Origin of the sequence: Pseudomonas sp. PvP025, from assembly GCF_017832155.1 — a bacterium.
GTDB lineage: Bacteria > Pseudomonadota > Gammaproteobacteria > Pseudomonadales > Pseudomonadaceae > Aquipseudomonas.
In genome coordinates this window covers 3,589,347-3,614,366 of sequence record NZ_JAFIBJ010000001.1, presented here as the reverse complement: position 1 = coordinate 3,614,366, position 25,020 = coordinate 3,589,347, and the positions used below count along the sequence as shown (strand labels likewise).

Genomic DNA, 25,020 nt, shown 5'->3' with positions numbered 1-25,020 from the left:
ACTCCCTCGCACATTTTGTGCTTGATCGTTCCCATAAAGGGACCTATCGTTCCCTTATTGGGACTCTCCGGCCTTCACCATGCAAACCTTATCGCTCAGTTCCGCGCTTTTCACCGTCACCCAGCAGAAAGTGCTTGGCCTGCTGTTCGGCAAGCCCGAGAAAAGTTTCTTCACCAATGAAATCGCGCGCTGGGCCCAGGTGGGTAAGGGTAGTCTCACCCGCGAGCTGACGCGTTTGCAGCTGGCCGGCATCCTGAGCGTAACGCGCCAGGGCAACCAGACCCATTACCAGGCCAACCCTCTGTGCCCGATCTACTCGGAGATGCTGGCTATCGTGCGCAAGACGCTTGGCCTGGATGAGCCATTGCGCAACGCACTGGCACCGTTCGCCGCGCAGATCACCTGGGCGTTTGTTTACGGCTCCATCGCCAAGGGCGAGGCGCACTCATCCAGTGACATAGATCTCATGCTGATCGGCAAAAGCCTCAACTACAGTGAAGTCATGGAACAGCTCATACCGCTGGAAGAGCAACTGGGCCGCACCATCAACCCGACGCTTTACACCCCTCAAGACTGGATCGGCAAATGGAATGCCGGCAACAGCTTTGTGCAACGGGTCGTACAGCAGGACAAGATCAATCTGATTGGGGGAAATCCCCTGGAATCCATGGATGGACAGCAAGGCAAACCTGGAGAATCTGCAACGTAGGGGTGGCTTGAAAGCCGAGCCGCCGGATCGCAAGGAATGTGATGGGCTGATGCGCTCGGCCCGTGACCGGTTGAAAGACGCCGCAACCGCGCCGCTATCGTTCGCCAGTCGTTTCGACCTGGCCTACAACGCCGCTCATGCCATGGCGCTTACAGCCTTGCGTCTGCAAGGGTATCGCTCCGACAAACGCTATCTGGTCTTTCAATGTCTGGTACACACCACCGAAGCGAACAAAGTGGAGGTGAGGTTATTGGTGCTGTGCCATGAGCGCCGAAATCTGGCGGAATATGAGGGCTACATGGATGAAGACGAGGCGCTGCTAAGTCAATTGATGAGCGCCGCAATGGCGCTGTTGAAGAAAGTGGAAGAGCTTCTTGCTGGTCATAAATGGGGATAACGCGCCTTTCCTGCGACCGCTATCCACTGAACACCACCGAGCAAATGTGGGAGGGGGCTTGCTCCCGATAGCGGTGGGTCAGTTGCCTGTTTATCAACTGAGGCACCGCTATCGGGAGCAAGCCCCCTCTCACATGTTTCTCCTTTACTCAGCCCAACTCAGCATTTGCTCATACTCCATTACTCCAGCCGTAACGATCCGCCGCCCAGCTTGATTGATAGCCCTCCCATTCACTCCTAAGGTAAGCCCACGACAGCAAACCCGTGGAGCAACCATGACAATAACAAGCACCCCGAACGCGCGCTGGACGCGGCGTCGCGACGAGAAACAGCGGCGGCTCGGGCTGGTTTCGCACTACGCAGACGGGGCTGTGTTGCCCGGCGACAGGATCGTCGAAGCACTCGAAGCACTGATCCTGCCCGGCGACCGCGTGGTGCTGGAGGGCAATAACCAGAAGCAAGCCGATTTCCTCTCCCGCTCGCTGGCCAAGGCCGACCCCGCCAAGCTCCACGATTTGCACATGATCATGCCCAGTGTCGGCCGTTCCGAGCACCTGGACCTCTTCGAAAAAGGCATCGCCCGCACGTTGGACTTCTCCTTCGCCGGCACCCAGTCCCTGCGCATCAGCCAGTTGCTCGAAGACGGTCTGCTGGAAATCGGCGCGATCCACACCTACATCGAACTCTACGCGCGCCTGGTGGTGGACCTGATCCCCAACGTGGTGCTCTCGGCCGGGTTCATGGCCGACCGCGCCGGCAACATCTACACCGGCGCCAGCACCGAAGACACCCCGGCGCTGATCGAGCCCGCCGCGTTCAGCGATGGCATCGTCATCGTGCAGGTCAATCAGTTGGTAGATGACGTCACCGATCTGCCCCGTGTCGACATCCCCGCCAGTTGGGTGGATTTCGTGGTGGTGGCCGACAAACCGTTCTACATCGAACCGCTGTTCACCCGCGACCCGCGCCACATCAAGCCGGTGCATGTGCTGATGGCGATGATGGCGATCCGTGGCATTTACGAAAAACACAACGTGCAGTCGCTCAACCACGGCATCGGTTTCAACACCGCCGCTATTGAGTTGATCCTGCCCACCTACGGTGAATCCCTGGGCCTGAAGGGCAAAATCTGCCGCAACTGGACCCTCAACCCGCACCCCACGCTGATCCCCGCCATCGAAAGCGGCTGGGTGGAAAGTGTGCACTGCTTCGGCACCGAGCTGGGCATGGAAAACTACATCGCCGCCCGCCCGGATGTGTTCTTCACCGGCCGCGACGGCTCGATGCGCTCCAACCGGATGTTCAGCCAGCTTGCCGGCCAATACGCGGTGGACCTGTTCATCGGCGCCACCCTGCAAGTGGACGGCGACGGCCATTCCAGCACCGTCACCCGTGGCCGCCTCGCCGGTTTCGGTGGTGCGCCGAACATGGGCCACGACCCGCGCGGTCGTCGCCACGGCACTCCGGCGTGGCTGGACATGCGCCACGGCGACGCGCCCGAAGCGTTGCTGGAACGCGGCAAAAAACTCGTGGTGCAAATGGTCGAGACCTTTCAGGAAGGCGGCAAACCCACCTTCGTCGACACCCTCGATGCGGTGGACGTGGCGCGCAAAAGCGGCATGCCCCTGGCGCCGATCATGATCTACGGCGATGACGTCACCCACTTGCTCACCGAAGAAGGCATCGCCTACCTGTACAAGGCGCGCTCCCTCGAAGAGCGCCAGGCGATGATCGCTGCCGTTGCCGGGGTCACCGCCATCGGCCTGCGCCATAACCCCAAAGACACCGCGCGCATGCGCCGCGAAGGCTTGATCGCGTTGCCCGAAGACCTCGGTATCCGCCGCACCGACGCCACCCGCGAGCTGTTGGCCGCCAAGAGCGTGGCCGACCTGGTGGACTGGTCCGGTGGCCTGTACAACCCGCCCGCCAAATTCAGGAGCTGGTAAATGCGCGCCCTCAAACTGCATGAACTGAGCCTGGCCGATCGTCTGGCCGATCTGGCCGTCGATGCGCTGATCGATGAAGCCGACCTGTCGCCCAAACCCGCACTGGTGGACCGTCGTGGCAACGGTGCTCACAGCGATCTGCACCTGGGCCTGATGCATGCTTCGGCGTTGTCGCTGTGGCCGATGTTCAAGGCCATGGCTGAAGCGGCGCTGGAATGCGGCGAGGTCGGCGTGCCCCTGCGCGAAGCCCTCGGCCGTATCGGCCGCGAAGGCGAGCAGGCGATGCTCGTCACCACCGACGGCGTGAACACCCATCGCGGGGCGATCTGGGCGCTCGGCCTGCTCACCGCTGCCGCCGCGCTGGAGCCACGCGCCCTCACGCTGAACGCCGCCCGACTGGCCCTGCTCAACGACCGCTACGCGCCGCACACCGCAAGCCACGGCGCCTTGGTTGCCCAGCGCTACGGCGCACGCGGCGCCCGTGAAGAAGCCCAGCTCGGCTTCCCCTCGGTGATGCAGCGCGGCCTGCCGCAACTGCGCAAAAGCCGCCAGCAGAACACCGGCGAACAGAACGCGCGTCTGGATGCCTTGCTCGCGATCATGACGGACCTTGGCGACACCTGCGTGCTCTACCGCGCCGGCCTTGAAGGCCTGCAGGCGATGCAGCAGGGCGCCCAGGCCGTGCTCGACGCCGGCGGCAGCGCCAGCCTCGCCGGGCGCCGCCAGTTGCACGCACTCGACCAGCAACTGCTGGCGCTGAACGCCTCCCCCGGCGGCGCCGCCGACCTGCTGGCCGCCTGCCTGTTTATCGACCGCCTCGACGGAGCACTGTGATGGAAACCTTGTCCTTTGAATTCCCCGCCGGGCAGCCGCCCAAAGGCCGTGCACTGGTGGGCTGCGTCGGCTCGGGCGATCTGGAAGTGCTGCTGGAACCGGGCACGCCCGGCACGCTGAACATCCAGGTGCAGACCTCGGTGAACGGCGCGCAGCTGCGTTGGCAGCACCTGTTCGAACGCATCTTTCAGGAACACACGCCGCCGGCGTTGAACATCGATATCCACGATTTCGGCGCCACCCCGGGCGTGGTGCGCCTGCGCCTGGAGCAGGGCTTCGAGGAGATCGGCCATGACTGACCTGCTCAACAAGCACAGCTTCGTCGAACTCGGCGCCCGGCAGCGCGCCAGGGCGCTGCTCGACAGCGGCACGTTCCGAGAACTGATCGATCCGTTTCAGCGCGTCATGTCCCCGTGGCTCAGCCGGCAGGGCGTGGTGCCCCAGGCCGATGACGGCGTGGTGATCGCCAAGGGCCGCATCGCCGGTCTGCCGGTGGTGATCGCCGCCATTGAAGGCAATTTTCAGGGCGGCAGCCTCGGTGAAGTGGGCGGTGCCAAAATCGCCGGGGCGCTGGAGCTGGCGGCTGAAGACAACCGCATGGGCATCGAGACCCGTGCCGTATTACTGCTGGAAACCGGCGGCGTGCGTCTGCAGGAAGCCAACCTGGGCCTTGCCGCGATTGCCGATATTCACGCGGCGATTGTCGACCTGCGCCAGTACCAGCCGGTGATCGGCGTGGTGGCGGGCAGTGTCGGCTGTTTCGGCGGCATGTCCATCGCGGCCGGGTTGTGCAGCTACCTGGTGGTCACCCGCGAAGCACGCCTGGGCCTGAATGGCCCGCAAGTGATCGAACAGGAAGCGGGCCTGGAGGAATACGATTCCCGCGACCGCCCGTTTATCTGGAGCCTGACCGGCGGCGAGCAGCGTTTCAACAGCGGCCTGGCCGACCGTTATGTGGCCGACGATGTGGCGCAGATCCAGCAGACCGTCACCGCGCTGTTGCAGCAAGGCGTGCCCGCGCAACAACGCAGCCGACAGGCCGAGCATTACCTGGCGCGCTTGAACGCGCTGGACACCACCCCGCAAATCGAGCCGGCGACGGTTCGCGCGCTGTATCAGGGAGAGCGCTCATGAGAGGGTTGCAATGGTTTAACGCACTGAGCACGGGCGCAACAGTGGTCGAAGGCTTGCCGGCCTCGCTGAAAGTCGCTGACGGCGTGTTGGGTGGACAGCCGGTGCGCTTTATTGCCGTGGTCACCGACCCGGATAACCGCTTCCCCCGTGCACGCAATGGCGAGGTCGGCCTGCTGGAAGGCTGGGGCCTGGCCAAGGCGGTGGACGATGCCATCGCCCGTGGTGACCAGCGCCCGATCATCGCCATCGTCGATGTGCCGAGCCAAGCCTATGGCCGCCGCGAAGAAGCCCTCGGCATTCACCAGGCCCTGGCCGCCGCCGCCGACAGTTATGCCCGCGCACGCCTGGCCGGGCACCCGGTGATCGGGCTGCTGGTGGGCAACGCCATGTCCGGCGCGTTTCTCGCCCACGGCTACCAGGCCAACCGGCTGATTGCCCTGCGCGATCCGGGCGTGATGGTGCATGCGATGGGCAAGGCCTCGGCCGCGCGAGTGACGTTGCGCAGCGTCGAAGAACTCGAAGCCCTGGCCGCCAGTGTGCCGCCCATGGCTTACGACATCGACAGCTTCGCCAGCCTTGGCTTGCTGTGGGAGACCCTGTCGGTCAGCCAGATCGAACAGCCCACGGCGGACGATGTGGCGCGGGTCGGCGACTGCCTGCTCAAGGCCATCAGGGATGTCGACGGCCGTGACTTGAGCGGTCGTCTGGGCGCCAGCAATCGCGCCGCTTCCAGCCATGTGCGCCAGTTGCTGCGGGAGCAATGGTGAACGCCCACGACCTGCTCTGGGGCATGACCCCGGCGCAGTTGCCCGCGGACGCCCCGGCCTGGGCGGTGGAGGCCATCAGTGCCGGCCATCCGGTGGTGGTGCGCCGCGCGCTCGTCGCGCCGGGCCATGTGGCGGTCGGGGTGCGCGGGCGTTTGCGTGAGCAGCGTTTTGCCACGGTGATGCCCCTTGCGCAGGTGACCCGGCGGGTGGTGCCGGAAGCGCTCGGCGCCGTGGTTTCGCCGCGGGATCTCCCCGCGCTGCGTGCGCTCGAGCACCTGCGCCCACTGTTGGGTCAGCACGCGTGGGGCGTCGCCGGCAGCGCCGGGTTTGAATTGGCGACCGGCATTGAAGCGCTGCATGCCCACAGCGATCTGGATTTGATTCTGCGCAGCCCCGAGCGGCTTGAACGCGGCGATGCGCAGGGCCTGCTGGCCGTCCTCGACACGGCGGTATGTGCCGTGGACCTGCAACTGCAAACCCCGTTCGGCGCGGTGGCCCTGCGCGAATGGGCCGGCGGATCGCGCCGCGTGCTGCTCAAAACCAGTGGCGGTGCGCAGCTGGTTACAGACCCCTGGCAGGCCGTGGCATGAGCAGCCTGCTGGTGTTTCCGGGGCAGGGCGCGCAACGGCCACGCATGCTTGAGCAACTGCCCGCCGCTGTGCTGGACGAGGCCAGCGCCGCCCTGGGTGAAGAAGTGCGCCAACTCGATTCGGCGCAAGCCCTGGCATCGACCCGTGCCGTTCAGCTGTGTCTGTTGATCGCAGGCGTCGCCCACGCACGGCGGTTGCAGCACACGCCGGATTACGTGGCGGGCCTGTCCATTGGCGCCTACCCGGCAGCGGTGATCGCCGGGGCGCTGGACTTTGCCGATGCGCTCAGGCTGGTGGCCCTGCGCGGCGAACTGATGCAGAACGCTTATCCACAGGGCTACGGCATGACCGCGCTGATCGGCCCCGAGTTATCCACCGTCGAAACCCTGCTGGCCGAGATTCACAGCGCCGAAACACCGGTGTACCTGGCCAATATCAATGCCGATAACCAGACCGTCATCGCCGGCAGTGACGAGGCCATGCAGCGCGTCGCCCAGCGCATCAAGGGCAACGGCGTGGCCAGGCGCCTGGCCGTCAGTGTGCCGTCCCACTGCGCGCTGCTTGAACAACCGGCCCAGGCGTTGGCGCAGGCGTTCGTGCCACTGAACAGACCGCGCATCACCTACCTGAGCAGCACCCGCGCGCGGCCGATCCACAACCCCGAGCAGTTGCGCGACGACCTGGCTTTCAACATGTGCCGCATCGTCGACTGGCGCGGCACCGTGCAAAGCGCCTACGAGCGCGGCGTGCGCCTGCAGATCGAACTGCCCCCCGGCGCCGTGCTCACCGGCCTGTCACGCCGCGTGTTTGACCAGGGCACGGTGATCGCCTGCGAAGGCGCGCGCCTGGACACCCTGCAGGCCCTGCTGCAAGAGGAGGAACGCCGCCACCGATAAAGCACTACCCAAGGCTTTCGAAGCACAACAACAAAAACTTTCGAACGAGCACTTTGAGGACAACAACAATGATTATCTACGGTGTGGCATTGCTGGCGATCTGCACGCTGGCGGGCGTGATCATGGGCGACATGCTGGGCGTGTTGCTGGGCGTCAAATCCAATGTGGGCGGAGTGGGGATCGCGATGATCCTGCTGATCTGCGCGCGTTTGTGGATGCAAAAGCGCGGCGGCATGACCAAGGATTGCGAGATGGGCGTGGGTTTCTGGGGCGCCATGTACATCCCCGTGGTGGTGGCGATGGCAGCGCAGCAGAACGTGGTCACCGCCCTGCATGGCGGGCCGGTGGCGGTGCTCGCGGCCATCGGTTCCGTGGTGGTGTGCGGATGCACCATCGCCCTGATCAGCCGCACGCACAAGGGCGAGCCGTTGCCGCCCGAAGAGCCGTTGATCCTCGCTGCGGGAGGTCGCTGACATGTGGGACCTCATCGAGAAAGGCCTGGAACACAACGGTCTGATTACCGCGTTTGCCTTCGTCGGCGTGGTCATGTGGATTTCCGTGGTGCTGTCCAAACGCCTCACGTTCGGGCGCATTCATGGTTCGGCGATTGCTATCGTCATCGGCCTGGTGCTGGCCTGGGTGGGCGGCACGTTGACCGGCGGGCAGAAGGGCCTGGCGGACCTGGCGTTGTTCTCCGGCATCGGCCTGATGGGCGGCGCGATGCTGCGCGATTTCGCCATCGTCGCCACCGCGTTTGAGGTGCAGGCCACCGAAGCGCGCAAGGCCGGGATGATCGGTGTGATCGCGCTGCTGCTGGGCACGATCCTGCCGTTTATCGTCGGTGCGAGCATGGCCTGGGTGTTCGGCTATCGCGATGCGGTCAGCATGACCACCATTGGCGCGGGCGCCGTGACTTACATCGTCGGCCCGGTCACCGGCGCGGCGATTGGCGCGACCTCGGATGTGATGGCGCTGTCGATTGCCACCGGGTTGATCAAGGCGATTCTAGTGATGGTGGGTACGCCGGTGGCGGCGCGCTGGATGGGGCTGGACAACCCGCGGTCGGCGATGGTGTTTGGTGGGCTGGCCGGCACGGTCAGCGGGGTGACGGCGGGGCTGGCGGCGACGGATCGGCGGTTGGTGCCGTATGGGGCGTTGACCGCGACGTTCCATACCGGGCTTGGGTGTTTGCTGGGGCCGTCGTTGTTGTACTTCATTGTGCGGGGGTTGGTGGGCTGAATTCGAGGTGGGTGGTGGCTGGTCTGGCGCTATCGGGAGCAAGCCCCCTCCCACACTTGACTGCATTCCAGCACGAGTACGCGGTCAACCTGTGGGAGGGGGCTTGCTCCCGATAGCGGTGTCTCAGGCTGGCAGCTGCCGATTGGCATACATCCGACACTCCGCCAGCAGGGCGAGCAAGTTCGGATCGCGCTCCTTGGCCTTCAAGAACACCACCCCAATCTGCTGCTGCAACCGGTACCTGGGTTGCAGCGGTATCAGCTTCACGCGGTTCTCGTACACCGCCGCAATCCGCCCGGGCAGCAGGGCATAACCCACGCCGGAACTGACCATGCTCAGCAAGGTGAAGATGTCGTTGACCTGCATCGCCACCTTCGGCTCGAACCCCGCCTGCTTGAACACCCGGTTGCCATCCTGGTGGGTGGCGAAGCCCTGGGTGAGGGTGATGAAAGTGGCGTCGCGCACATCGGCCAGGTCGATCTCCTGCTCGCGGTCGAAGGGTGAATCCGCGGGCGTGGCGAGGAAAATGTCGTCGGAAAACAGCGCGATCTGCTCGCAGTCGGGGTCGTTGGCGTGTTCGTCGAGGGAGATGAGGATCGCGTCCACCTCCATGTTCTTGAGCTTGTAGAGCAGGTCGAAGTTGGAGCCCAGAATCAGGTCGATGTTGAGTTCGCTGCGGCGGATCTTCAGGCCCATGATCAGTTGCGGCACGGTCTTTACGGTCAGCGAGTAGAGCGAGCCCAGCTTGAAACGCTCGGCGGAGAAACCGGCGGCTTCGCGAGTCAGGCGCACGCTGTCGACCACGTCGGCCACCAGTTTTTGTGCGCGCTCTTCGAGTACGTAGGCGCTTTCCAGCGGCGTAAGGTTGCGCCCCTCGTGCTTGAACAGCGGGCAGCGCAGGGCGTTTTCCAGGGAGTGAATGGCGCGGTGCACGCTGACGTTGCTGGTGTGCAGCTCGGCGGCGGCGCGGGCCAGGTTGCCGGTGCGCATGAACGCCAGGAAGATTTCCAGCTTCTTGAGGGTGAATTCTTCGTCGATCAGCATGGCCGTGGCTCGGGTTCGAATGCCCTCGATTGTGCCTGCAAAAGCGCAGCGCTCCCAGCCAGGAACAACACACAGCACTTGCACTCTGATGCGCAAGGCTGGACGCTTGCCAGCCTGTTCTTTTGGCTGACGGGAGGTTTACGACAGATGTACCACGGAGAACGATTCAACGCCTGGAGCCATTTGCTTGGTGCGGTCGCGGCGTGTATTGGCGCTGTGTGGATGCTGGTGGTGGCGAGCCTGGACGGCAGCCCCTGGAAGATCGTCAGCGTGGCGATTTATGGCTTTACGTTGATGGTGCTGTACAGCGCCTCGGCGGTGTACCACAGCGTGCAGGGCCGGCGAAAAGAGATCATGCAAAAGGTTGATCACTTTTCGATCTATTTATTGATCGCCGGCAGCTACACGCCGTTTTGCCTGGTGACGCTGCGCGGGCCGTGGGGCTGGACGCTGTTCGGGATTGTGTGGGGGCTGGCGGTGATCGGCATCCTGCAGGAGATCAAGCCGCGCTCTGAAGCACGGATCCTGTCGATTGTGATCTATGCCGTGATGGGCTGGATCGTGCTGGTGGCGGTCAAGCCGCTGCTCGCCGCGCTGGGCACGGCGGGGTTTGCATGGCTGGCGTCGGGCGGGCTGCTGTACACCGTGGGCATTATCTTTTTTGCCCTGGAGGACCGGCTGCGGCATTCCCATGGGATCTGGCACCTGTTCGTGATCGGCGGGAGCCTGCTGCATTTCGTGGCGATCATGCATTACGTGCTCTGATCCATAGACGGCAGGAGCAAGCGCGCTTCTGCCGTTATAGCGTCGCCAACTGTTTTTGCGCCCATTGGCTGGCGATGCTCAGCAACTTCGCCAGCATATGCGGCGGCGGCTCGTCGGCCCGGGTCAGGGCGTAAAGGGTGATCGGCAGCGGCGGGGTGAGTGTGCGGATGCAGGTGGTGGCGGTGGATGCGCCAAGCGCGGTAAAGGGGTCGATAACGGTCAGGCCGGCACCGGACTCGACCATGGCGCGGGCCAGGGAGTAAGTCTGCACCGATATCGTCACGCGCGGCGGCGGGTCGACATTTTCCAGGTAACTGTCGAGCTTGGTCGCCAGTGGGTCGGCGCTGGAAAGGCCGATCAGCGGAGCGCCCGCCAGGTCGGCCAGAGGCAATGGCTGGTTCAGCTTGGCGTCGGGCCAATAACCCTTGGACGCCAGCGCCACCAGCACGCCGTTGGCGAGTACCTGGGTGGTAAGCCCCGGATGGCCGGAAAAATTCAGCGTCAGCGCCAGGTCAATCTCGCGCATCAACAGCTTCTGCACCAGCTCGCGGCTGTGGTCGCTGGACAGCTCGCAGGCGATGTCCGGGTAGTCGCGTCTCCATTCCAACACTGCCGGCGGCAACAACGACAACGCCAGTGCCGGGATCGCGCCGATACGCACGCTGTGTCCCGGCGCGCGGCGCAAACTCTTGGCCAGGCGCCGCACGCCTTGCAGGCTCGCGGTGACTTTCTCGACTTCGCTTTCCAGCGCCAGCGCCTCCGGTGTGGGTTGCAATTTGCCGCGAACCCGCAGGAACAGCGGAAAACCCAACTGCAACTCGGCGTGCTGCAAGACTTTGGTCACCGCCGGTTGCGAGACGTGCAGCAACTGTGCGGCGGCGCTGACGGAGCCGGTCTGGCGGATGGCCTGGAAGATTTCGATATGACGCAAGCGCATGGCAAGTCCATAACCTTTGTTTATAGGTGGACCATCTTTATTCATTGTCGTCAGCCTGTCACCTGCCCCTAGGCTTGAGCGCTCTTAATCAACGGCTGGGGGGGCGGTATGGCCAGGCAGGTTTGCATCATCGGAGGTGGGGTCATTGGCTTGGCGAGCGCGTATGCGCTGGTGCGTGCCGGCCATGAAGTGACCGTGATCGATGCACGCGACAGCCTGGGCAGCGAAACCAGCTTCGCCAATGGCGGGCAGTTGTCCTACCGCTATGTCGCACCCCTGGCTGATGCCGGGGTGCCGCTGCAGGCGATTGGCTGGTTATTGCGTGGTGACTCACCCCTGAAGCTGCGCCCCCGGCTTGATCCACAGCAATGGCGCTGGATGGCGGCTTTTATCGGCGCCTGCCGGGGCTCGGTGAACACGCGCAACGCCGCCCACTTGCTGCGCCTGGCGACCTTGAGCCAAGGCACCTTGCAGCAATGGCGCGAGGAGGATCGCCTGGGCGATTTCGACTGGCGGCGCAACGGCAAGCTGGTGACCTTTCGCAGCGCCGCGACCTTCGCGCATGCACGCAGCAGGGTCACGGATAGCCTGCAGCAGCAGGTGCTGTCCGCTACCGATTGCACGCGCCTGGAACCGGCGCTCGCGGGTGATGATTTTGTCGGCGGGATCTATACGCCCGACGAGGAAGTCGCGGATTGTCATGCCTTTTGCCAGCAATTGGCGTCGCGGCTTGAGGCATCGGGGCGTTGCACGTTTTTGTTGGGGCGCAGGGTCACCGGCATTCGTCACACCAACGGGACGGTGCACACCCTCGAGTTGGGTGATGAGGTGATGCCGACCGAGCAAGTGGTGCTGGCGGCAGGGCATCGCAGCGCGCAATTGGGCTTGCCGGGGTTATCACTGCCGTTGTATCCGCTCAAGGGTTACAGCCTGAGCGTGCCGATTGGCGCGCAGCACCAGGCGCCGAATGTGAGCATCACCGACTATGAGCGCAAGATCGTCTACGCGCGCATCGGTGAGCAACTGCGCATAGCTGCCATGGTGGATATCGTCGGTTTTGATACCAGCCTTGAGCCCAAACGGCTGGCCTTGATGAAACGCCAGGCTCTGGAGACGTTTCCGCTGGCCGGCGACTACGCCCACGCGGTCGAATGGGCCGGCATGCGTCCAGCCACCCCGACCGGCGTGCCGCTGATTGGTGCCAGTGTTTATCGTAATTTGTGGCTGAACCTCGGTCACGGCGCCCTCGGTTTTACCTTGGCCAGCGGCAGCGCCCAACTGTTGGCTGAACTGATCAACCAACAGGTTCCTTCCATTGACATGCAGGGCCTGACGCCCCGCGCCGCTTGAGGATGCCCCATGACCATCAACCGAATCAGCAGCAATGAGCGTCTCAGTGGCGCAGTCACTTTCAAGGACCTGGTGTTCCTCTCGGGCCAGGTGCCGGGGGAAGGGCAGGACGTGATGACGCAAACCCGCGAAGTGCTGGCCAAAATCGATGCGCTGTTGGCCGAGGCGGGCAGCGATAAGGATCACCTGCTGAACGCGACGATTTACCTGAAAGACATTGGCAGCGGTTTTGCGCCGATGAACGAGGTGTGGTCCGCATGGCTGTCGCCGGGGCTGGCGCCTACACGCACTACCCTGCAAGCGGAGCTGGCGCGGCCGACTGTGCTGGTGGAAATCAGCGTGATTGCCGTACGTAAATAACTCAAAGACCAACGGAGCATAACAATGAAAAGAATCCTGTTGACCGGCTGCACCCTGGGGCTTTTGTTTGGCGCGCAGGCCTATGCGACTCAAACCCCTTTGGACGGCACGCTAAGCAAGATCGCCAATGCCCGATCCATCACCCTGGGTTATCGCGATGCGTCGGTACCGTTTTCCTATGTGGGGGATAACAGCGGCAAGCCCATGGGCTATTCGGTAGACCTGGCAAGCAAGATCGTCGAGCGTATCCAGCAGAAAATCGGCGGGGCCGACCTTAAGGTGAAATACAACCTGGTGACCTCGCAAACACGTATTCCACTGGTGCAGAACGGCACTGTCGACCTGGAGTGCGGCTCCACGGGGGTGACCGCCGACCGGCAGAAACAGGTGGCGTTTTCCTACGGGTTTATCTACGTGAAAGGCCAGTTGCTGACGGCCAAAGACAGCGGAATCAAGGGGTTTTCTGACCTCGCTGGCAAGAACGTGGTCACCACCGCCGGCACCACCAACGAGCGCTTTCTCAAGAGTTACAACGCCGAGCACGAGGCCAATATGTTTGTCATCAGCGCCAAGGACCACGGCGAAGCGTTCAAGATGCTCGAGACAGGCCGCGCCGTGGCGTTCTATATGGACGATGCGTTGCTCTACGGCGAGCGTGCCAAGGCCAGGGACCCGCATAACTGGGTGGTGGTGGGCGAGGAGCAGTCGCGAGAGATCTACAGCTGCATGGTGCGCAAGGACGACCCGCAGTTTCTCGCGGTGGTCAACGAGGCGCTCGGCGACCTGTACCGCAGTGGCGAGATCAACGGGATATACCAGCGCTGGTTCGAACAGCCGATCCCGCCGAAGGGCCTGAACCTGGAATTCCCGATGACCCGCGAGTTGAAGGCGATTATTGCCAAACCGGTGAGTGACCCGGTGGAGTGATAACCCAATCCCAATGTGCGAGCGGGCTTGATTGAGTTTGCAAGGCCGGTTAGAAGTCGCCCCATAATTGCTGGGCAACGGCCAGCGCCACCACCGGTGCCGTTTCGGTGCGCAATACCCGCGGGCCGAGGCGGGCGGCGTGGAAGCCGGCGTCTTGCGCGGTTTCGACTTCTCCATCCGTCAGCCCACCCTCAGGTCCGATCAGGAAGGCCAGGCTCGCAGGCCTCGCATGGCTGACCATCGGCTCGGCCACCGGGTGCAGCACCAGCTTCAACTCGGCCTCTGTCTGTTTCAGCCAATCGGCCAGCAACAACGGCGGATGAATCACCGGCACCGTCGAACGCCCGCATTGCTCACACGCGCTGATCGCCACCTGCCGCCAGTGCAGCAGGCGTTTGTCGGCGCGCTCGTCTTTAAGGCGCACTTCGCAGCGCTCGCTGAAAATCGGCGTGATGGCGTTGACGCCCAGCTCGGTGGCTTTCTGGATTGCCCAGTCCATCCGCTCGCCACGCGAGAGCCCCTGGCCGAGGTGGATGTGCAGGGGCGATTCAGCCTGGCCAGCGACGCTTTCGGTGAGTTGCACAGTGACGCGCTTTTTACCCACTTCCAGCAGGCTGCCCAGGAACTCCTGGCCGGAGCCGTCGAACAATTGCACGGCGTCGCCTTCGCCCATGCGCAACACACGGCTGATGTAGTGCGCCTGGGCTTCGGGCAGTTCATGCTCGCCAAGGCTCAGCGGCGCGTCGGTGAAAAAGCGGGACAGTCTCATTTCTGTTCTCTGGAAAAGGTGTGAAGGCAATCAACCCGGATCGCGGAAGCCCGGGTGAAAATCGGTTGGCACCGCCACGCTGACTTTGCTGTTGGTCGCGATGTCGATGCCTTCGCTGGCCACTTCGGCCAGGAAGTCGATCTGCTCCGGTGTAATCACATACGGTGGCAGGAAATACACCACGCTGCCCAGCGGCCGCAACAACGCGCCGCGCTCCAGGGCGTGCTCGAAGACCTTGAGGCCACGGCGTTCCTGCCACGGGTAGGCGGTTTTGGTGGCTTTGTCCTGGACCATTTCGATGGCCAATACCATGCCGGTCTGGCGCACTTCCGAGACGTGGGGGTGGTCCACCAGGTGCGCGGTGGCCGTGGCCATCCGCTGGGCCAGGGCCTTGTTGTTTTCGATGACGTTGTCTTCTTCGAAAATATCCAGGGTTGCCAGGGCCGCAGCGCAGGCCAGCGGGTTGCCGGTGTAGCTGTGGGAATGCAGGAAGGCGCGCAGGGTCGGGTAGTCGTCGTAGAAGGCGTCGTAGACATCATCCGTGGTGACCACCGCCGCCAACGGCAGGTAGCCGCCGGTGAGGGCCTTGGACAGGCACAGGAAGTCCGGACGGATGCCGGCCTGCTCACAGGCGAACATGCTGCCGGTGCGGCCAAAGCCCACGGCGATTTCATCGTGGATCAGGTGCACGCCGTAGCGATCGCACGCTTCGCGCAGCAGCTTGAGGTAGACCGGGTGGTACATGCGCATGCCGCCGGCGCCCTGGATCAGCGGTTCGACGATCACGGCGGCGACGGTGTCATGGTGCTCGGCCAGGGTCTGTTCCATGGCCAGGAACATCGTGCGCGAGTGTTCTTCCCAGCTCACGCCCTCGGGGCGCAGGTAGCAGTCCGGGCTCGGCACTTTGAGGGTGTCGAGCAGCAGCGCCTTGTAGGTTTCGGTAAACAGCGGCACGTCGCCCACCGACATCGCCGCAATGGTTTCGCCGTGGTAGCTGTTGGTGAGGGTGACGAAGCGCTTTTTATTCGGCAGGCCGCGGTTGAGCCAGTAGTGAAAGCTCATCTTCAAGGCGACTTCGATGCATGACGAACCGTTGTCGGCGTAGAAGCAGCGGGTCAGGCCCTCGGGCGTCATCGCCACCAGGCGCTCGGACAGCTCGATCACCGGCTGGTGACTGAAGCCGGCGAGGATCACGTGTTCCAGCTGATCGACCTGGTCCTTGATGCGCTGGTTGATGCGCGGGTTGGCGTGACCGAACACGTTGACCCACCATGAACTGACGGCGTCGAGGTAGCGCTTGCCTTCGAAGTCTTCCAGCCACACGCCTTCGCCGCGCTTGATCGGGATCAACGGCAGTTGCTGGTGGTCTTTCATCTGGGTGCAGGGATGCCACAGCACCGCGAGGTCGCGCTGCATCCACTGGTTATTCAGGCCCATCGGTGATCTCCTCGAAGCGGTCCTGCGCCGGGCGCAGGCGAAACAGTCGCGCAAGCCTATGCAATGGGCGGCTGTGTCACAACCCATTACGGATGAATTGGCAGTAAACGCAGGACGGTGTGTCACGTTTATTCGGGATAGTCCTTAATCCGATGTTAATTTACTGTTCATACCCTCCAGATCGCATTTTTCGATATTTCAAAGCAAAATTTTCGGCTTTAATTCGATAGATAAATCGCTAGTCTTGGGCACAGCACTTACGGGATTAAGTACATGCAGTTACGCAATTCTCCGGCCCGTTACGGTTGGGTCAGCATGGTTCTGCACTGGGGCGTGGCCCTGGTGGTGTTCAGTCTGTTCGCGCTGGGACTGTGGATGGTCGGCCTGGACTATTACAGCGCGTGGCGCAAAGAGGCGCCGGACCTGCACAAGAGCATTGGCATCACGCTGTTCGCCATCATGCTGCTGCGCGTGGTGTGGCGCCTGCTCAGCCCGCCGCCGCCGGCGCTGGCCAGCTACAGCCGTATGACCCGTATCGGTGCCGCCTTCGGCCACGCATTTTTATACGTGGGCCTGTTTGCGGTGATGATTGCCGGTTACCTGATTTCCACCGCAGACGGTGTCGGTATCCCGGTGTTTGGCCTGTTTGAAATTCCTGCGCTGGTTTCCGGTCTACCGGACCAGGCAGACACCGCCGGCTGGGTGCACCTGTACCTGGCCTGGGTGTTGGTGGTCTTCGCCGGCTTGCATGGCGTGGCTGCGTTGAAACACCACTTTATCGATCGTGATGTGACCCTGCTGCGAATGCTGGGGCGCAAAGCCTGATGTTCAACCTCGACTCACAAGGAATAGAAAGCATGTTGAAAAAGACCCTCGCTGCTCTGGCAATCGGTACTGCGCTGTTGTCCGCAGGCCAGGTAATGGCCGCTGACTACAAGATCGACAAGGAAGGCCAGCACGCCTTCATCGACTGGAAAATCAGCCACCTGGGCTACAGCTACATCCACGGTACCTTCAAGGACTGGGATGGCTCCTTCAGCTGGGATGCCGCCAAGCCTGAAGCCAGCAAAATCGCCGTCGACGTGAAGACCGCGAGCCTGTGGTCCAACCACGCCGAGCGTGACAAGCACATCTCCAGCAAGGACTTCCTGGACGTCGCCAAGTTTGCCGATGCCAAGTTCGTGTCCACTGCCGTCAAATCCACCGGCGAGAAAACCGCTGACGTGACCGGCGACCTGACCTTCCACGGCGTGACCAAGCCCGTGGTATTCAAGGCCACCTTCAACGGTGAAGGCAAGGATCCATGGGGCGGCGAACGCGCCGGCTTCAACGCCACCACCACGCTTAACCTGACCGACTTCGGCATCAAGGGCCCAGGCCCGACGTCGCAGACTGTCGACCTGGACATCTCGCTGGAAGGCGTGAAGCAGAAGTAATTTTCTCGTCTGAATGCGTTCAGTGTGGGAGGGGGCAAGCCCCCTCCCACATTTTTGATCTGTATCACAGGCAAAAAAATGCCCCGTCTCCAAAGAGCCGGGGCATTTTTTATGGCTTTTTGAAACTTAGCGGTTGCGGGTCAGCAGCGCTGGTTTTTCACCACGAGGACGGCCTGGCAGTTGATCCAACTGCTCGGGGGTCGGAAAGCGGTCGGCTTTGGACTCCTTGTGGATAATCTTCGGCGCCGGGCCGCTGCGCGGGTTCTGCACGGCTGGCTCGGAGGAGCGTTGTGGCTCGTCACGGGCCGGGCGGCGGTTGTTGCTGCGCGAGTCTTCACGGCGCGCCTGGCCGTCACGCGGTGCGCCGTTGCGCGGGCCGCTGCGTTTGGCCGGCGGAGTGCCGGTGGTGCCGCCGCTGCTGTTGCGCGGGCCGTTCTGGCGAGCGCCCTGCGGCTGACCGCCACGGGGAGCAGAGGCGCCAGCGCCGGCGCCTTGTGCCGGCGCACCCGGACGACGGCCACGGCCCTGGGCCGGTTTGGCCTGGGGCACGTAGTCGACGCGGTTACCGAAGTTGTCCACGTCATCGTCCAGGAACTCGTCCGGGGCGCGGTCCGACGCGGCGCGTGGCGGCTGGCTCGGCTGACGCTGTTCGCGTGCCGGCGTGCCTTCACGAGGCTTCTGCTCACGGGCCGGGCGTTCGCCACGGGCATTGGCAGGCGCTTTGTCCTTGCCGCCCTTGTCCTTGCCCTTGTCGCGACGACCACCGCCGCCACCGCCACCGTTCGGGCCATCGCCCTTCGGACCGCGTGGGTTGCGTGGATTACGCACGTCCGGACGCTCGCGCACTTCTGGTTTTTCGGCCTCTACGGCGCTCGAGTCGAAGCCCATCAGGTCGCCGTCGGCGATTTTCTGCTTGGTCATGCGCTCGATGCTTTTCAGCAGTTTTTCTTCGTCCGGTGCAACCAGCGAGATGGCCTCGCCCGAACGACCGGCGCGGCCGGTACGGCCGATACGGTGCACATAGTCTTCGTCGACGTTTGGCAGCTCGAAGTTGACCACGTGCGGCAACTGGTCGATGTCCAGGCCGCGCGCGGCGATATCGGTGGCCACCAGGATGCGCACTTCACCGGCCTTGAAGTCGGCCAGGGCTTTGGTGCGCGCGTTCTGGCTCTTGTTGCCGTGGATGGCGACGGCGGTGAGGCCGTGCTTGTCCAGGTACTCGGCCAGGCGGTTGGCGCCATGCTTGGTGCGGGTGAACACCAGCACCTGTTCCCACGCGCCGTGGGTGATCAGGTGCGCCAGCAGCGAGCGCTTGTGGCTGGCGGCCAGGCGGAAGACGCGTTGCTCGATACGCTCGACCGTGGTGTTGGGCGGCGTGACTTCGATGCGTTCCGGGTTGTGCAGCAGCTTGCCGGCCAGGGCGGTGATGTCGTTGGAGAACGTCGCCGAGAACAGCAGGTTCTGACGTTTGGCCGGCAGGCGGGCGAGGACCTTTTTCACGTCATGGACAAAGCCCATGTCGAGCATGCGGTCGGCTTCGTCCAGCACGAGGATTTCCACGTGGGACAGGTCGACGCTGCCTTGGCCGCACAGGTCGAGCAAGCGACCCGGGCAGGCAACCAGCACGTCAACGCCACGGGACATGGCCTGAACCTGCGGGTTCATGCCGACGCCGCCGAAGATGCAGGCGCTGACGAACTTCAGGTCGCGGGCATACAGCTTGAAGCTGTCGTGCACCTGGGCGGCGAGTTCGCGGGTGGGGGTCAGGACCAGTACGCGCGGTTGGCGCGGGCCGTGACGCTGGGATTTGTCCGGGTGACCGTTGGGGAACAACCGCTCCAGAATCGGGAGGGCGAAACCGCCGGTTTTACCAGTACCTGTCTGCGCCGCAACCATCAGGTCGCGACCTTGCAACACGGCGGGAATGGCCCGCTGTTGCACCGGAGTAGGCTCGGTATAGCCCGCTGCCTCGATGGCGCGGACTAAAGCCTCGGAGAGACCGAGGGAAGCAAAGGACATGAGTAATCCTGTTTTAGTTAGGGCTTGGCCCAAAGGGATAATCTTGCCGGGCGTGAATGGCGCTTAGGGGAGCGTAATCCCGTCCGGTCCTGCTGCGTCTGGCGGGCACTCCACCGGCTCGCGCGGGCTGCAAAGCTGCGCTGTAGCGGGGTTGGGTGCCTTTTTCAAGACCTCAGCGGCCGGGCGTAAGCCTGGCGGGAAGGCCGGAGTATAACAGAGCAATCACTTTACGCCGCTTTCCTGCTGCTCAACGGTGCCTTGCGCTGCCGAAATAGCCTGAACTCCGGCATATTTGGCGCTCAGGGCGGCGTAGGCGGGCTCCTGTTTGAAGCGTTTGAGCTCGGCGGCGAAGCGCTGTACCAGCAGGTCCATGCCCGCGCCACGGCGCACGGCGAGAAACTGTGGCTGGCGGTTGACCACCAGCGGTGCCTGGCTGACCTTGTCCTGCAACGCAAGATTCTTGATCAGGTGTTGTCCTACGCGACGGTCGGTGATTGCCAGGTCGATGCGCCCGAGCAGCAGTTTGCCGAAGTTGGCTTCATGGCTCGCGGCGGGCTCGCGGTTGAACTGCGGGGCGTCGTTGAAGCTGTCCGCGTAGAGATAACCCGGCGACGTACCCACCGTCAGCCCCGCGAGATCATTCAGGGAGTTGGCCGGGTGCGGGCGGTCGTTGGCATAGAACAACACGAACTCCACGGTCGACAGCGGTTCGCTGGGGTAGAGCAGTTGGGCGTCGCGCTCATGATTGCGAAAAATATCCAGCACGCCGTCGGCGTGGCCCTGCTCGAGCATCGCCAGGCAGCGCTTCCACGGCAGGAATTGCCACTGCACTTCCACGCCCAGGCGCTCGAACACAATCACCGTGGTTTCGTAGTCGAGCCCGCGCATGGTGCCCTTGTCGTCGTACACATAGGGCGCCCAGGGCTCGGTGACAATGCGCAGTGTCTCGCCGTAAGCGGCCAGGCTCAGGCAAGTAAGAAGGGCAGCGCTCAACAGCTTGAAAAGGACAGGCATGGCCTGAGGTTACGATGCTCCAGCGCTAAAGAAAAGCGCTGGCACGGGCATTTGCGGCGAGGGCTATTTGCCGGGTGTCGTCATCAGATGTTGATAAATTGCCGAACGCCGCTCGCCCAGAATCAGGCGCACCACAGGGTTGGCGAACCAGTGTTCAAGCTGGTGGGCATCAATCGGGCGTTTCTGGCGCTCTTCCTGATTCTGCCGCGCCTTGTCCCACCAAACCGGGCCACACGCCTGGTCGAATTCATTCTCGTGTTCGTAGCAACCGTAGAGAATTTCGCGGATGAACTGTTGCTGATGCTTGGGCAGCGCCAGCGTGATCAACTTGTACATCAGGCGTTGCAGGCGTGGCGGGCGTGGCAGGTGGGCGGACACCTGGCGCGTGTCGGCCAGCGCCTGGGCACTGGTGGGCGCCGCTGCGTGCTTGGCAATCCACGCCTTGACCTTGGCCCGGAACAGTTGTTTGCGGCTCCAGTAATGGTGGATGAGGTCGGGGCACTCGCGCACATTCACGGTGCGGTAGGCGGCAATCGACAGGCAAAACTCTTCCAGGGTGTAGGCGCCCTGGGCGTGGGGGAACAGCTCGTCCATCAGTTCAATCGAGCGATCCAGCACCGCCGCGTCCTGCCGGGTCAGGCCCATGACCCCGGAGTTGAGGGTCATCATGTCATCGTCCGCCACGCCCATCTCCAGCAGACGCTGGTGCAGGGCGGTGTAGAGAATGCTTTCGTGGTTGTCGCCGTATCGGGTGTAGAAGGCGTTGCACAGCAGGGTGCCGGGCTGCACGCGTTCGAACAGGGCCAGGGGCGAATGGTGGAAGAAGGTGTCGGTGTCGATCAGCATCGCCACCGGCGACTCTTCGAGCACCTGGCGCAATGCCACGTGCTTGGTGCGAAAGTGGTAGCCGTGAGGCTCGCTCCAGCGTTTGCGCGTGGCGTCGTCCAGCGCACGCACGCGCACCGGCAGCAGGCGATAGGGCTCGGGGTTGTCGCTGAATACCTGGATATCCACGGCGTCCGGGGTGGCCTGCAGAAACGCCAGCGCGCTGGCGATGCTGAAGACGGCTTCCTGGTGGTAGGTCTCGGAGCCGAAGACCAGGTACACCAGTTGCGGGCGGGAAGACGGGGACGCTGTATTCATGGACGACGGGGTTCCGTGGGCAGGTAAAACGTCAAAGGCCCTCGTAAAGACGAGGGCCTTGGCACGGTCGGGCAACCTTCAGCGCGGCAGCTTGAGGTTGTTCCAGATGGCCAGGCTGGGCTCGGTCTGGTTCAGGGTATAGAAGTGCAACCCTGGCGCGCCACCTTGCAACAACTGTTCACACATCTGGGTGATGACCTGCTCGCCGAACGCCTGGATGCTCTTGACGTCGTCGCCGTAGGCTTCCAGTTGCTTGCGCACCCAGCGTGGGATCTCGGCCCCGCAGGCGTCGGAAAAACGCGCCAGCTTGCTGTAGTTGGTGATCGGCATGATGCCCGGGACGATCGGGATGTTCACGCCCATGGCTTGAACACGCTCGACAAAGTAGAAGTAGCTGTCGGCGTTGAAGAAGTACTGGGTGATCGCGCTGTCGGCGCCGGCGTTGGCCTTGCGCACGAAATTCTGCAGATCGTCTTCGAAGTTGCGCGCCTGGGGATGCATTTCCGGGTAAGCCGCCACTTCGATGTGGAAGTGATCGCCGCTTTCCTCGCGAATGAAGCTCACCAGCTCATTGGCGTAGCGCAGCTCGCCGCTGGCCATGCCCATGCCGGACGGCAGGTCGCCACGCAAGGCGACGATGCGCTTGATGCCGGCGGCTTTGTATTGGGTCAGCAGGCTGCGCAGGTCGGCCTTGCTGTCGCCCACGCACGACAAGTGCGGTGCGGCGGGAACCTTGATTTCACTTTCCAGCTGCAACACGGTGTTGATCGTGCGATCGCGGGTCGAACCGCCGGCGCCGTAGGTGCAGGAGAAGAAGTCGGGGTTGAAGCTGGCCAACTGCTTGGCAGTCGCCATCAATTTTTCATGCCCAGCATCGGTCTTCGTCGGGAAGAACTCGAAGCTGTAGCGACGGTCTTGGGACATGGGGGAGGGCTCCAGCTGCAAGTTGCAAGCTTCAAGTTGCAAGAGGGGCGGTGCGCCTGTTCTTGTCGCTTGAAGCTCACCGCTCATGGCTGCTTAAAGAGTAAGGAAGTAGCAAGCCCTCGCCGCAAGCGCCTTTACTTGCCGCTTGTAGCTAAAAGCTTGCTGCTGCTGTCAGTACCGGTAAGCGTGCGGCTTGAACGGGCCTTCAACCGTCACGCCGATGTAGTCGGCCTGGGTTTTGGTCAGTTGGGTCACCACGCCGCCGAAGCCGCGGACCATTTCCAGGGCCACTTCTTCGTCGAGTTTCTTCGGCAGTACTTCCACGGTCAGACGCTCGGCTTTCTGGGCGGGCGACAGGTCGGCGTACTTCTGTTCGAACAGGAAAATCTGCGCCAGTACCTGGTTGGCGAACGAGCCATCCATGATGCGGCTTGGGTGGCCAGTGGCGTTACCCAGGTTTACCAGACGGCCTTCGGCCAGCAAGATCAGGTAGTCGTCGTTCTGTGGATCGAAAGCGCCAGCGCCGGTGCGGTGAACCTTGTGCACCTGCGGCTTCACTTCTTCCCATGCCCAGTTCTTGCGCATGAAAGCGGTGTCGATCTCGTTGTCGAAGTGACCGATGTTGCACACCACGGCGCGCTTTTTCAGGGCCTTGAGCATGTTCGCGTCACACACATTCACGTTGCCGGTGGTGGTCACGATCAGGTCGATCTTGCCCAGCAGGGCCTTGTCGATGCTGGCTTCGGTGCCGTCATTGACGCCATCGATGAACGGCGAAACCACTTCGAAACCGTCCATGCAGGCTTGCATGGCGCAGATTGGATCGACTTCGGAAACCTTGACGATCATGCCTTCCTGACGCAGGGACTGGGACGAACCCTTGCCCACGTCACCGTAGCCGATCACCAGGGCCTGCTTGCCCGACAGCAGGTGGTCGGTGCCGCGCTTGATGGCATCGTTGAGGCTGTGACGGCAGCCGTACTTGTTATCGTTCTTGCTCTTGGTCACCGAGTCATTGACGTTGATGGCCGGGATTTTCAGCTCGCCCTTGGCCAGCATGTCCAGCAGGCGATGCACGCCGGTAGTGGTTTCTTCGGTCACGCCGTGGACGCGGTCGAGGATGGCCGGGTACTTCTTGTGCAGCAACTCGGTCAGGTCGCCGCCGTCGTCGAGGATCATGTTGGCATCCCATGGCGCGCCATCCTTGAGGATGGTCTGCTCCAGGCACCACTCGTACTCTTCTTCGGTCTCGCCTTTCCAGGCAAATACCGGGATGCCGGCGGCGGCGATGGCAGCGGCAGCCTGGTCCTGAGTCGAGAAAATGTTGCAGGATGACCAACGCACTTCGGCACCGAGGGCAACCAGGGTTTCGATCAGCACGGCGGTCTGGATGGTCATGTGGATGCAGCCGAGAATCTTCGCGCCCTTGAGCGGCTGCTCAGCGGCGTACTTGCGACGCAGGCCCATCAGGGCAGGCATTTCGGATTCGGCGATAAAGGTTTCGCGACGGCCCCAGGCGGCGAGGGACATGTCGGCGACTTTGTAGTCGTTGAATTCTGCAGGCGTGATTACAGCGCTCATAGAGAGCCTCCATTCGTAGTGTGCGAATGGGCGCCGTTGTGCGTTTAGTATCCAGCCGTGAAACCAGGCCGGGCAACGCCCCATCCGAGCCTGACAGGGTGAACCTGCTGCAGCGCCCCTCGGACAGGTGGCGGGAGAACGGTATCAAGGTGAGATGACCGTTTTGAATCGGTGGGGATTATAGCGGTGTACGTGGCACTTCCCAAGCCTTTCCGTCGGCGGCATGCAGATCGCTCATGGGCGCGATAGGCACTGGTGCATAGAGCTTGGACGCGGGCTCTGCCATGATGCTGCCCATCATTTGGCCAGACGCTTTGGAGTGACCATGAACTTCCACACCCGCAAATGGGTTAAACCCGAAGACCTCAACCCCAACGGCACCCTGTTCGGCGGCAGCCTGTTGCGCTGGATCGACGAAGAAGCGGCAATCTACGCGATTGTCCAACTGGGCAACCAGCGCGTCGTTACCAAATATATCTCCGAAATCAACTTCGTCAGCGCCTCGCGCCAGGGCGACATCATCGAGCTGGGCATCACCGCCACCGAGTTCGGCCGCACCTCCATCACGCTCACCTGTGAGGTGCGCAACAAGATCACCCGCAAGAGCATCCTGACCGTCGAGAAAATGGTCTTCGTGAACCTCGGTGAGGACGGTTTGCCCGCGCCCCACGGGCGTACCGAGATCAAGTACGTGAAGGACCAGTTCCAGGAAGACGGCCTCAGCGAATAATACTGCCGGGGCCAGTGAACGCTATTGATTGGCCATAGGTCGTACCTGAACATCGCCCCCCCGTTCAGGTATC

General features: G+C 62.9%; 27 protein-coding genes and 1 riboswitch. Of the genes, 18 read left to right on the top strand and 9 right to left on the bottom strand.

Annotation, left to right across the window (positions count from 1 at the left end; translation table 11 throughout):
• Positions 1 to 79: 79 nt before the first annotated feature.
• The 11 genes from JOE32_RS15570 (at position 80) to madM (ending at position 8,511) form a co-directional block, all read left to right on the top strand.
• Complete coding sequence (locus tag JOE32_RS15570) at positions 80 to 709, top strand: nucleotidyltransferase domain-containing protein (RefSeq protein WP_057006536.1); 630 nt, start codon at positions 80 to 82, stop codon at positions 707 to 709.
• Positions 672 to 1,106, top strand: coding sequence for a hypothetical protein (locus tag JOE32_RS15565; protein ID WP_209985893.1), 435 nt, complete (start codon positions 672 to 674; stop codon positions 1,104 to 1,106). The genes JOE32_RS15570 and JOE32_RS15565 overlap by 38 nt, the downstream gene beginning before the upstream one ends.
• 274 nt (positions 1,107 to 1,380) lie before the next feature.
• Entirely contained in the window at positions 1,381 to 3,051 is a 1,671-nt protein-coding gene (gene mdcA / locus JOE32_RS15560) for a malonate decarboxylase subunit alpha (RefSeq protein WP_209985889.1), read from the top strand.
• On the top strand, positions 3,052 to 3,885 hold the full coding sequence (locus JOE32_RS15555) for a triphosphoribosyl-dephospho-CoA synthase (protein ID WP_209985886.1): 834 nt from the start codon (positions 3,052 to 3,054) through the stop codon (positions 3,883 to 3,885).
• Positions 3,885 to 4,184, top strand: coding sequence for a malonate decarboxylase subunit delta (locus tag JOE32_RS15550; protein WP_057006540.1), 300 nt, complete (start codon positions 3,885 to 3,887; stop codon positions 4,182 to 4,184). Before JOE32_RS15555 ends, JOE32_RS15550 begins: the two co-directional genes overlap by 1 nt.
• The gene (locus JOE32_RS15545) at positions 4,177 to 5,019 is read left to right on the top strand and encodes a biotin-independent malonate decarboxylase subunit beta (RefSeq protein WP_209985883.1); all 843 of its coding nucleotides are present in this window, start codon (positions 4,177 to 4,179) and stop codon (positions 5,017 to 5,019) included. Before JOE32_RS15550 ends, JOE32_RS15545 begins: the two co-directional genes overlap by 8 nt.
• Positions 5,016 to 5,786, top strand: a complete 771-nt coding sequence (gene mdcE / locus JOE32_RS15540; RefSeq protein ID WP_209985879.1) for a biotin-independent malonate decarboxylase subunit gamma — start codon at positions 5,016 to 5,018, stop codon at positions 5,784 to 5,786. Before JOE32_RS15545 ends, mdcE begins: the two co-directional genes overlap by 4 nt.
• Complete coding sequence (locus tag JOE32_RS15535; protein ID WP_209985877.1) at positions 5,780 to 6,376, top strand: malonate decarboxylase holo-ACP synthase; 597 nt, start codon at positions 5,780 to 5,782, stop codon at positions 6,374 to 6,376. Before mdcE ends, JOE32_RS15535 begins: the two co-directional genes overlap by 7 nt.
• Positions 6,373 to 7,272 (top strand): malonate decarboxylase subunit epsilon, encoded by a 900-nt coding sequence (gene mdcH, locus JOE32_RS15530; protein WP_209985874.1) that lies wholly within the window; start codon positions 6,373 to 6,375, stop codon positions 7,270 to 7,272. The genes JOE32_RS15535 and mdcH overlap by 4 nt, the downstream gene beginning before the upstream one ends.
• 68 nt (positions 7,273 to 7,340) lie before the next feature.
• Entirely contained in the window at positions 7,341 to 7,745 is a 405-nt protein-coding gene (gene madL / locus JOE32_RS15525; RefSeq protein WP_124425307.1) for a malonate transporter subunit MadL, read from the top strand.
• A gap of 1 nt (position 7,746) precedes the next feature.
• Positions 7,747 to 8,511: a malonate transporter subunit MadM gene (madM, locus tag JOE32_RS15520; RefSeq protein ID WP_057006546.1), complete on the top strand. Its 765-nt coding sequence runs from the start codon at positions 7,747 to 7,749 to the stop codon at positions 8,509 to 8,511.
• Between the two features lie 123 nt (positions 8,512 to 8,634).
• On the opposite strand, the gene JOE32_RS15515 is transcribed toward madM, so the two are convergent.
• Entirely contained in the window at positions 8,635 to 9,555 is a 921-nt protein-coding gene (locus tag JOE32_RS15515; RefSeq protein ID WP_057006547.1) for a LysR substrate-binding domain-containing protein, read from the bottom strand.
• A gap of 147 nt (positions 9,556 to 9,702) precedes the next feature.
• On the opposite strand from JOE32_RS15515, the gene JOE32_RS15510 reads away from it, so the two are divergent.
• Positions 9,703 to 10,320, top strand: coding sequence for a hemolysin III family protein (locus tag JOE32_RS15510; RefSeq protein WP_209985871.1), 618 nt, complete (start codon positions 9,703 to 9,705; stop codon positions 10,318 to 10,320).
• Between the two features lie 34 nt (positions 10,321 to 10,354).
• Here JOE32_RS15510 and JOE32_RS15505 read toward each other — a convergent pair whose 3' ends face one another.
• Positions 10,355 to 11,257 carry a LysR substrate-binding domain-containing protein gene (locus tag JOE32_RS15505; RefSeq protein ID WP_209985868.1) on the bottom strand — a complete coding sequence of 301 codons (903 nt, stop codon included), beginning with the start codon at positions 11,255 to 11,257 and terminating at the stop codon, positions 10,355 to 10,357.
• Positions 11,258 to 11,365: 108 nt separating this feature from the next.
• Here JOE32_RS15505 and JOE32_RS15500 point away from each other — a divergent pair, with 108 nt between their 5' ends.
• The 3 genes from JOE32_RS15500 to JOE32_RS15490 are packed head-to-tail and all read left to right on the top strand — an operon-like array spanning position 11,366 to position 13,894.
• Positions 11,366 to 12,607 (top strand): D-amino acid dehydrogenase, encoded by a 1,242-nt coding sequence (locus JOE32_RS15500; RefSeq protein ID WP_209985865.1) that lies wholly within the window; start codon positions 11,366 to 11,368, stop codon positions 12,605 to 12,607.
• A gap of 9 nt (positions 12,608 to 12,616) precedes the next feature.
• Positions 12,617 to 12,967: a RidA family protein gene (locus tag JOE32_RS15495; RefSeq protein ID WP_209985862.1), complete on the top strand. Its 351-nt coding sequence runs from the start codon at positions 12,617 to 12,619 to the stop codon at positions 12,965 to 12,967.
• 24 nt (positions 12,968 to 12,991) lie between these two features.
• Positions 12,992 to 13,894 carry a transporter substrate-binding domain-containing protein gene (locus JOE32_RS15490; protein WP_209985860.1) on the top strand — a complete coding sequence of 301 codons (903 nt, stop codon included), beginning with the start codon at positions 12,992 to 12,994 and terminating at the stop codon, positions 13,892 to 13,894.
• A 49-nt stretch (positions 13,895 to 13,943) separates the two neighbouring features.
• Here the strand turns inward: JOE32_RS15490 and JOE32_RS15485 are convergent, their stop codons facing one another.
• Together JOE32_RS15485 and JOE32_RS15480 are read right to left on the bottom strand one after the other, a co-directional pair.
• On the bottom strand, positions 13,944 to 14,663 hold the full coding sequence (locus JOE32_RS15485) for a 16S rRNA (uracil(1498)-N(3))-methyltransferase (protein ID WP_209985857.1): 720 nt from the start codon (positions 14,661 to 14,663) through the stop codon (positions 13,944 to 13,946).
• A gap of 30 nt (positions 14,664 to 14,693) precedes the next feature.
• On the bottom strand, positions 14,694 to 16,100 hold the full coding sequence (locus JOE32_RS15480; RefSeq protein WP_209985854.1) for an adenosylmethionine--8-amino-7-oxononanoate transaminase: 1,407 nt from the start codon (positions 16,098 to 16,100) through the stop codon (positions 14,694 to 14,696).
• 273 nt (positions 16,101 to 16,373) lie between these two features.
• On the opposite strand from JOE32_RS15480, the gene JOE32_RS15475 reads away from it, so the two are divergent.
• Both JOE32_RS15475 and JOE32_RS15470 read left to right on the top strand, forming a co-directional pair.
• Positions 16,374 to 16,925: a cytochrome b gene (locus JOE32_RS15475; protein ID WP_209985849.1), complete on the top strand. Its 552-nt coding sequence runs from the start codon at positions 16,374 to 16,376 to the stop codon at positions 16,923 to 16,925.
• A gap of 32 nt (positions 16,926 to 16,957) precedes the next feature.
• Positions 16,958 to 17,536 carry a YceI family protein gene (locus JOE32_RS15470; RefSeq protein WP_209985844.1) on the top strand — a complete coding sequence of 193 codons (579 nt, stop codon included), beginning with the start codon at positions 16,958 to 16,960 and terminating at the stop codon, positions 17,534 to 17,536.
• 126 nt (positions 17,537 to 17,662) lie between these two features.
• Here the strand turns inward: JOE32_RS15470 and JOE32_RS15465 are convergent, their stop codons facing one another.
• The 5 genes from JOE32_RS15465 to ahcY form a co-directional block, all read right to left on the bottom strand.
• Positions 17,663 to 19,555, bottom strand: coding sequence for a DEAD/DEAH box helicase (locus JOE32_RS15465; RefSeq protein ID WP_209985840.1), 1,893 nt, complete (start codon positions 19,553 to 19,555; stop codon positions 17,663 to 17,665).
• A 222-nt stretch (positions 19,556 to 19,777) separates the two neighbouring features.
• Positions 19,778 to 20,569: a transporter substrate-binding domain-containing protein gene (locus JOE32_RS15460; protein ID WP_209985836.1), complete on the bottom strand. Its 792-nt coding sequence runs from the start codon at positions 20,567 to 20,569 to the stop codon at positions 19,778 to 19,780.
• Positions 20,570 to 20,632: 63 nt separating this feature from the next.
• A complete protein-coding gene (locus JOE32_RS15455; protein ID WP_209985832.1) occupies positions 20,633 to 21,712 on the bottom strand; it encodes a hypothetical protein in 1,080 nt (359 codons plus the stop codon).
• 78 nt (positions 21,713 to 21,790) lie between these two features.
• Positions 21,791 to 22,636 carry a methylenetetrahydrofolate reductase [NAD(P)H] gene (gene metF, locus JOE32_RS15450; RefSeq protein WP_209985829.1) on the bottom strand — a complete coding sequence of 282 codons (846 nt, stop codon included), beginning with the start codon at positions 22,634 to 22,636 and terminating at the stop codon, positions 21,791 to 21,793.
• A gap of 171 nt (positions 22,637 to 22,807) precedes the next feature.
• On the bottom strand, positions 22,808 to 24,217 hold the full coding sequence (gene ahcY, locus JOE32_RS15445) for an adenosylhomocysteinase (protein WP_209985826.1): 1,410 nt from the start codon (positions 24,215 to 24,217) through the stop codon (positions 22,808 to 22,810).
• Positions 24,218 to 24,238: 21 nt separating this feature from the next.
• Positions 24,239 to 24,344, bottom strand: a riboswitch (S-adenosyl-L-homocysteine riboswitch).
• A gap of 198 nt (positions 24,345 to 24,542) precedes the next feature.
• Here ahcY and JOE32_RS15440 point away from each other — a divergent pair.
• Positions 24,543 to 24,947: a hotdog domain-containing protein gene (locus JOE32_RS15440; protein ID WP_034128915.1), complete on the top strand. Its 405-nt coding sequence runs from the start codon at positions 24,543 to 24,545 to the stop codon at positions 24,945 to 24,947.
• The last annotated feature ends 73 nt before the right edge of the window (positions 24,948 to 25,020 follow it).